The organism is Nocardia sp. NPDC058497, assembly GCF_042720195.1.
Classification (GTDB): Bacteria; Actinomycetota; Actinomycetes; order Mycobacteriales; family Mycobacteriaceae; genus Nocardia.
Genome location: NZ_JBHXMY010000273.1, coordinates 1 through 7,756 on the forward strand (window position 1 = coordinate 1; position 7,756 = coordinate 7,756).

Genomic DNA, 7,756 nt, shown 5'->3' on the forward strand with positions numbered 1-7,756 from the left:
TCGGGTCTGTGGGTCTGGGAGTTTTTTAGACTATACCGGCCCTGGTCGGGGCGGCCCCTCACGCGACCGCGCCTGTCGCGGAACCGGCCCCCACCGAAGCGCCCGCCGAGACCGCGCCCGCCGAGGTCGACGCCGTCGCCGCCGCCATCGAGGAGATCGACCCCACCTCGGGCAGGCTGGTCCGCCTGCGCGGCCGCCTGTCCCGCTCGCAGAACGCCGTCGGCAAGAGCCTGCTCGGCCTGCTCGGCGGCGGTGACCTCGACGAGGACTCGTGGGAGGAGATCGAGGACACCCTGGTCCTGGCCGATATCGGCACCGCGAGCACCGCCAAGATCGTCGAACGCCTGCGCGAGGAGATGGCCGCGCGCAGCGTGCGCACTCCCGAACAGGCCCGCGCCACCCTGCGTGACGTGCTGATCGAGGCGCTGCGCCCCGAGCTGGACCGGTCCATCCACGCGCTGCCGCACGCCGATCACCCGGCGATCCTGCTGGTCGTCGGCGTGAACGGCACCGGCAAGACCACCACCACCGGCAAGCTGGCCCGCGTGCTCGTCGCCGACGGCCGCCGGGTGCTGCTCGGCGCCGCCGACACCTTCCGCGCCGCCGCCGCCGATCAGCTGCAGACCTGGGGCGAACGGGTCGGCGCGGAGACCGTGCGCGGCAAGGAGGCCGCCGACCCGGCCGCCGTCGCGTTCGACGCGGTCACCGCTGGCATCGAGCGCGGCGTCGACGCCGTCCTCGTCGACACCGCGGGCCGCCTGCACACCAAGACCGGCCTGATGGACGAGCTGGGCAAGGTCAAGCGGGTCGTCGAGAAGAAGGCCGAGGTCGACGAGGTGCTGCTCGTCCTCGACTCCACCGTCGGCCAGAACGGGCTGATGCAGGCCAGGGTGTTCGCCGACGTCGTCGACATCACCGGTGTGGTGCTGACCAAGCTGGACGGCACAGCCAAGGGTGGCATCGTGTTCCAGGTGCAGCACGAGCTCGGTGTTCCGGTGAAACTCGTCGGTCTGGGTGAGGGCGCCGACGATCTGGCGCCGTTCGAGCCCGGTGCGTTCGTCGACGCCCTGCTCGGCGGCACCTCCTAGCCTTTCCCCGCTGCCCGCCCTATCCCAGCGATCGGGCGGGCAGTGCTATTTCCAGGGGAAACGCCGTGTCCGCCTCCCGCCGCGAATACCGGGTGAACCGCACACTCAGACGAGCCTCACCGTGAGCAGTCAGGTGGTGGTCAACCGCACGAAACGTGGAAGCAACACAACCGCGCAATCCGTTCACTCAGGTGAAACACCACTGCTCAACGGATGAAACACCGAGTGGCGACCCTCTGTACAGGTCCTTTTGCCGTCATCGGCAGGGCCCGAGATGAGGAGGAACACAAGGTGGCATTTCCCGTAATCGGCGCACCCGACGCCGGTGACACCGCATGGTTGCTGACCGCATCAGCACTCGTGCTGCTGATGACGCCGGGCTTGGCGTTTTTCTACGGCGGTATGGTCCGTGGCAAGAACGTCCTGAACATGATCATGATGAGCATCTCGGCGATGGGTCTGGTGACCATCCTGTGGTGTCTCTACGGCTTCTCGATGGCATTCGGCGAGGACAAGGGCAACTTCCTCGGTGACCCGCTGCAGTACTTCGGCCTGAAGGGCGTGTTCGGCGGTCAGTACCTGGCCACCACCGACCCGGAGGCGCCGGCGGGGATCCCGCTCGCGGGCACCATCCCGCTGTCGGTGTTCGTCGCCTTCCAGCTCATGTTCGCGATCATCACCGTCGCACTCATCTCGGGCGCGGTCGCCGACCGCCTGAAGTTCGGTTCGTGGCTCCTGTTTGCCGGAATTTGGGTCACCGTCGTCTACTTCCCCGTCGCGCACTGGGTCTTCGCCTTCGACGGCGTCACCGCCGAGAACGGTGGCTGGATCGCCTCCGGCATCAAGGCGATCGACTTCGCCGGTGGTACCGCGGTCCACATCAACGCCGGTGTCGCAGGCCTGGTCCTGGCCGTGATCCTGGGCAAGCGCAAGGGCTGGCCGAAGACCCCGTTCCGTCCGCACAACCTGCCGTTCGTGATGCTCGGCGCCGGTCTGCTGTGGTTCGGCTGGTTCGGCTTCAACGCGGGTTCGGCGGTCGGCGCCAACGGCATCGCCGGTGCCACCTTCCTCACCACCACCATCGCCACCGCGGCCGCCATGCTCGCCTGGCTTCTCGTGGAGAAGATCCGTGACGGTCACCCGACCTCCCTGGGCGCGGCCTCGGGCATCGTCGCCGGTCTGGTCGCCATCACCCCGGCGTGTTCGTCGGTGAACGTTGTCGGCGCGCTCGCCATCGGCGTCGTCTCCGGTGCGCTGTGCGCACTGGCCGTCGGCCTGAAGTACCGCTTCGGTTTCGACGACTCGCTCGACGTCGTCGGCGTCCACCTCGTCGGTGGTCTGGTCGGCACCCTGATGGTCGGTCTGGTCGCCACGGCCGAAGCTCCCGCGGCTGTCGAAGGTCTGTTCTACGGTGGTGGAGTCGAGCAGTTGAAGCTGCAGGCTGTCGGTGCCTTCGCAGTCCTGGCCTACTCGCTCGTCGTGACGGCCGTCATCGCCTACGCGATCAAGTTCACCATCGGCCTGCGCGCGAGCGAGGAAGCCGAGTCGGCGGGTCTGGACGAGTCCGAGCACGCGGAAACCGCATACGATTTCACTGCTGTGGGTGGCACGGCACGCTCGCTCGTCAAGGAGGCATGACGAACATGAAACTGGTTACGGCAATCGTCAAACCGTTCACGCTCGAAGATGTGAAAACCGGGCTGGAACAGGCAGGCGTGCTCGGCATGACCGTCAGCGAGGTCCAGGGTTACGGCCGGCAGAAGGGCCACACCGAGGTCTACCGCGGTGCGGAGTACTCGGTGGACTTCGTTCCGAAGGTCCGCGTCGAGGTCGTCGTCGACGATGCGTCGGTCGAGAAGGTCGTCGAGGTGATCGTCGAGGCCTCGCGCACCGGAAAGATCGGTGACGGCAAGGTGTGGGTGACCCCGGTGGACACCATCATCCGCGTCCGCACCGGCGAACGCGGAAGCGACGCACTGTAATTCGGTAGCGACGCACGGCTAAACGATCGAGCGGCGGGGCGCCCCCCCCCCCCCCCCCCCCCGGGGGGGGGGGGGGGGCCCCCCCCGCATGAATGGCGGTGGGACTGTGGCACAACAGAACGGCGGTATTCAGCACAACGGGGCGGCCGACCTGGTCAAGGCCAGGGCGCAGCTGCTCGACGGGGCGGGGACCCGCAATCCGCGGCTCGATCCGGAATCCCTGCGTGCGGCGCTGGTCGACCTGTTCGAACTCTGGCTGACCAGCAAGGGCAACGAGCTGGGTATCACCGCCGACAGCGGCCTGGCGGTCGTCGCGGTGGGCGGTCTCGGGCGCCGGGAGATGCTGCCGTACTCCGACCTGGATCTGGTACTGCTGCACGACGATGTCGACCCCACGGTGGTGTCGGAGGTCGCCGACCAGCTCTGGTATCCGCTCTGGGACGCCCACATCAAGCTCGATCACAGCGTGCGCACGGTGCCGCAGGCCCTGCGGGTGGCCGCCGATGACCTGATCGCCGGACTCGGCCTGCTCGAGGCCCGCCATATCGTCGGCGACGAGGACCTGTCCAACCTGCTCATCGGCGGGGTGCGACGGGAATGGCGGACCGGCATCAGGTCCCGTTTCGACGACCTGATCGCCCAGACCAACGCCCGCTGGCAGCGCAGCGGCGAGATCGCCCACCGCGCCGAACCTGACCTGAAGAACGGCCGCGGTGGTCTGCGCGACATCCAGCTGCTCGACGCGCTCGCCATCGCCCAGCTGACCGACGCCATGCCGGGCCTGGGCCCCGAGGTGCCGGGCGGCGGTCTGAAGCAGGCGCACCGCAGGCTCCTGGACGTGCGCACCGAGCTGCACCGGGTCGCCGGCCGCGCCCGCGACCAGCTACGCGCCCAGGACGCCGACGAGATCGGCGCCGCGCTGCGCATCGGCGACCGGTTCGATCTGGCCCGCACGCTGACCGATTCGGCCCGAACGGTGAGCTATTCGACCGACGTCGGCCTGCGCACCGCGGCCAACGCGCTGCCGCGCCGCGGCCTGGCCCGCCTGCGCCGGATGCCGGTGCGCCGACCACTCGATGAGGGGGTGGTCGAGCACGCCGGCGAGGTGGTGCTGGCCAGGGACGCGCGGCCACAGCGCGACCCCGGTCTGATCCTGCGGGTCGCCGCCGCCTCGGCGCAGACCGGGCTGCCGATGTCGGCGACCACGCTCAACCGGCTGTCCGAGGAGTCGCCCGAACTGCGCGAGCCGTGGCCCAAGGACGCGCTCAACGATCTGCTCGTGCTGCTGGGCGCGGGCCGCGGCAGCATCGACGCGGTCGAGGCGCTCGATCGAACCGGGCTGTGGGGCAGGCTGTTTCCCGAGTGGGGCGCGGTGCGCGACCTGCCACCCCGCGACGCGCTGCACACCTGGACCGTCGACCGGCACCTGATGGAGACCGTCGCCTACGCCGGGGCGCTGAGCACCAGGGTCGCCCGGCCGGACCTGCTCACCCTCGGTGCGCTGCTGCACGACATCGGCAAGGGCAGGGCGGGCGATCACAGCGCGGTCGGCGCCGAACTCGCCACCCACATCGGGCGCAGACTCGGCCTGTGGCCCTCGGACGTGCGCACCCTGAGCGCCATCGTGCGCCACCATCTGCTGCTGCCCGACACCGCGACCCGGCGCGATCTGGCCGACCCGGAGACAGTGCGCCACGTCGCCGACGCGCTCGACGGAGACGCCGGTCTGCTCGAACTGCTGCACACGCTGGCCGAGGCCGACTCGATGGCCACCGGCCCCGGCGTCTGGGGCGACTGGAAGGCCGCGCTGATCGGCGACCTGGTCCGCCGCTGCAAGCTGGTGATGGCGGGGGAGCCGCTGCCGCAACCGGAACCGATCGACCCCGTCCTGCTGGACAAGGCCACCGCCGGTGGCGTGCACGTCACCCTCGCGCCGGGCGAGGGCAAGCACACCTACGTGGTGACGGTCATCGCCCCCGACGAGCCCGGCCTGCTCTCCGACGCGGCAGGCGTGCTTGCCCTGCATTCTCTGCGTGTCCTCTCGGCCGCGCTCGGCGCGGCGGGGGACTCGGCGATCAACACCTTCGTCGTGACCCCGAAGTTCGGTGACCCGCCCGACGCCGGCCTGCTGCGGCAGGAGCTGATCCGCGCGACCTCCGGCGCGCTGAATCTGCCCGAGGTACTGGGCAAACGCGAAGCCGAGGCCTTCGGCGCCGGGCCCGGCCGCTACGCGCGGGCCATGCCACGGCTGATCTGGTCGACGACCAGCACGCCCGGTCAGCCCATCCTCGAACTGCGCGCCGAGGACCGGGTCGGCCTGCTCAGCAGGCTGGCGGGCGCCTTCGCCGCGGCGGGGGCGAACGTGCGGTGGGCCAAGGTGGTCACGATGGGTTCGGCCGTGGTCGACGCGTTCTGCCTCGATCTCGGCGACGCAGACAGCCCGCAGCTACGCGACCGCATCGAAAAGGCCGTCCTGGACGTCGTTCCGCATCCGGCGCCCGCCCCGCCGTCGGCGGAGAATGTCACCGACTGAGATCGTCAGGACACGGTTTACTCACCGATTGCTATCAGGTTGCCCCGCAAACTGTGATCGCTGCCCGATCGGTCGAGAATGGACCTATAGCATTCGAGAGGTCTGGCTGTCACTCGTACGAGGGGAGCAGATCTGTGGCTATCGAAGTCGTTTCCGCATCGATGATGACCAGCGACGCGACCGCGCACATCGCGCGCTGCGTCGGTGGTGACCTGTGGGTGGTTTCGTGGCTACCCGGTCGCACACTCACCGGATCCCAAGCCCTGGCCGCGATGACCATCGCGTCGACCACCGCACGGCACATCGACAGCCCCGATGCCGAATGGCAGCGCATCGAGGCACTCGCTCGCGAACTCGGCCTCACCGGCAGGGAAGCGGTGTACCTCGTGAACATCGAGAATCACGAGTTGTGCCGCACCACGCCACCGCACGTGCGCCACCGGGAATAACACCCATTACCCTGGGAGGGCAATAGACGTCCCTTTCAGATCAGGAGCGCGATCGGTGTTCGAATCCCTGTCCGACCGGCTTACCGGTGCACTGCAGGATCTGCGCGGTAAGGGGCGTCTGTCACCGGCCGACATCGACGCCACCGCGCGCGAGATCCGCCTCGCCCTCCTCGAAGCCGACGTCGCGCTGCCCGTGGTGCGCGGCTTCATCGCCAACGTCAAGGAGCGCGCCAAGGGCGCGGAGGTCTCCGCGGCGCTCAACCCGGCGCAGCAGGTCGTCAAGATCGTCAACGAGGAGCTCGTCGGCATCCTCGGCGGCGAGACCCGCAGGCTCAACCTCGCCAAGAACCCGCCGACGGTCATCATGCTGGCCGGTCTGCAGGGTGCGGGTAAGACCACCCTGGCGGGCAAGCTCGCCAAATGGCTGAAGGGCCAGGGGCATCAGCCGATCCTGGTCGCCTGTGACCTCCAGCGCCCCGGCGCGGTCACCCAGCTGCAGGTCGTCGGTGAGCGCGCGGGCGTGCCCGTATTCGCCCCGCATCCCGGCACTTCCGTCGGCGGCGGCGGCGAGAACCCGCTCGGCATCTCGGCTGCCGACCCGGTCGCGGTCGCCGCGGCCGGTGTCGAAGAGGCCAAGGCCAAGCAGTACGACGTGGTCATCGTCGACACCGCGGGCCGCCTCGGCATCGACGCCGAGCTCATGCGCCAGGCCGCGGGCATCCGCGACGCCGTGCAGCCCGACGAGACACTGTTCGTGCTCGACGCGATGATCGGCCAGGACGCGGTCAGCACCGCCGAGGCGTTCCGCGACGGCGTCGGCTTCACCGGTGTCGTGCTCACCAAGCTCGACGGTGACGCGCGCGGTGGTGCGGCGCTGTCGGTGCGCAATGTGACCGGTTCGCCGATCATGTTCGCCTCCACCGGTGAGAAGCTCGAGGACTTCGACGTCTTCCACCCCGACCGGATGGCCTCGCGCATCCTCGGCATGGGTGACGTGCTCACCCTCATCGAGCAGGCCGAGCAGGTCTACGACGCGCAGCAGGCCGAGGAGACCGCCCGCAAGATCGGCAGCGGCGAGCTCACCCTCGAGGACTTCCTCGACCAGATGCTGGCCATCCGCAAGATGGGCCCGATCGGCAACCTGCTCGGCATGCTGCCCGGCGCCGGTCAGATGAAGGACGTGCTCGCCCAGGTCGACGACAAGCAGCTCGACCGGGTGCAGGCCATCATCCGCGGCATGACCCCCGCCGAGCGCGACAACCCGAAGATCATCAACGCCTCCCGCCGCCTGCGCATCGCCAACGGCTCCGGCGTGCAGGTCTCGGAGGTGAACCAGCTCGTCGACCGCTTCTTCGAGGCCAAGAAGATGATGGCCATGATGGGCCGTCAGATGGGCCTGCCCGGTGCGCGCCGTGGCAACACCAAGAAGGGCAAGAAGGGCAAGAAGGGCGGCCGCGGGCCGACCCCGCCGAAGATGCGCGGTGGTTTCCCCGGCATGCCCGCCGGGATGCCGGGCCTGCCGCCGGGCATGGACCTGTCGCAGATGCCGCCCGGGCTCGATCAGCTGCCGCCCGGTCTGGACGGCATCGACCTGTCGCAGCTGAAGTTCCCCAAGAACTGTGCGGTGTTTTTGGAGCGCTGGCGCGCTCGAGTCGCGGCCCCTCCTGTCCCGCCGATCAGCGACAGTTGCTTGCTCCTTCGTCG

At 69.3% G+C, this 7,756-nt stretch carries 5 protein-coding genes and 1 pseudogene; all 6 read left to right on the top strand.

What is annotated here, in order from left to right; translation table 11 throughout:
• Nucleotides 1–62: 62 nt before the first annotated feature.
• Nucleotides 63–1,088 (top strand): annotated as a pseudogene (gene ftsY, locus ACFWPJ_RS18750) (signal recognition particle-docking protein FtsY); the annotation flags it as partial.
• A gap of 291 nt (nucleotides 1,089–1,379) precedes the next feature.
• Nucleotides 1,380–2,726, top strand: coding sequence for an ammonium transporter (locus ACFWPJ_RS18755; RefSeq protein WP_378852975.1), 1,347 nt, complete (start codon nucleotides 1,380–1,382; stop codon nucleotides 2,724–2,726).
• A 5-nt stretch (nucleotides 2,727–2,731) separates the two neighbouring features.
• The gene (locus ACFWPJ_RS18760; RefSeq protein WP_110036141.1) at nucleotides 2,732–3,070 is read left to right on the top strand and encodes a P-II family nitrogen regulator; all 339 of its coding nucleotides are present in this window, start codon (nucleotides 2,732–2,734) and stop codon (nucleotides 3,068–3,070) included.
• An 88-nt stretch (nucleotides 3,071–3,158) separates the two neighbouring features.
• Nucleotides 3,159–5,603, top strand: a complete 2,445-nt coding sequence (locus tag ACFWPJ_RS18765) for a [protein-PII] uridylyltransferase (protein ID WP_378852977.1) — start codon at nucleotides 3,159–3,161, stop codon at nucleotides 5,601–5,603.
• A 134-nt stretch (nucleotides 5,604–5,737) separates the two neighbouring features.
• Complete coding sequence (locus ACFWPJ_RS18770; RefSeq protein WP_229739554.1) at nucleotides 5,738–6,052, top strand: hypothetical protein; 315 nt, start codon at nucleotides 5,738–5,740, stop codon at nucleotides 6,050–6,052.
• A 55-nt stretch (nucleotides 6,053–6,107) separates the two neighbouring features.
• The coding region (gene ffh, locus ACFWPJ_RS18775) for a signal recognition particle protein (RefSeq protein WP_378852979.1) at nucleotides 6,108–7,756 on the top strand (1,649 nt) is incomplete at its 3' end.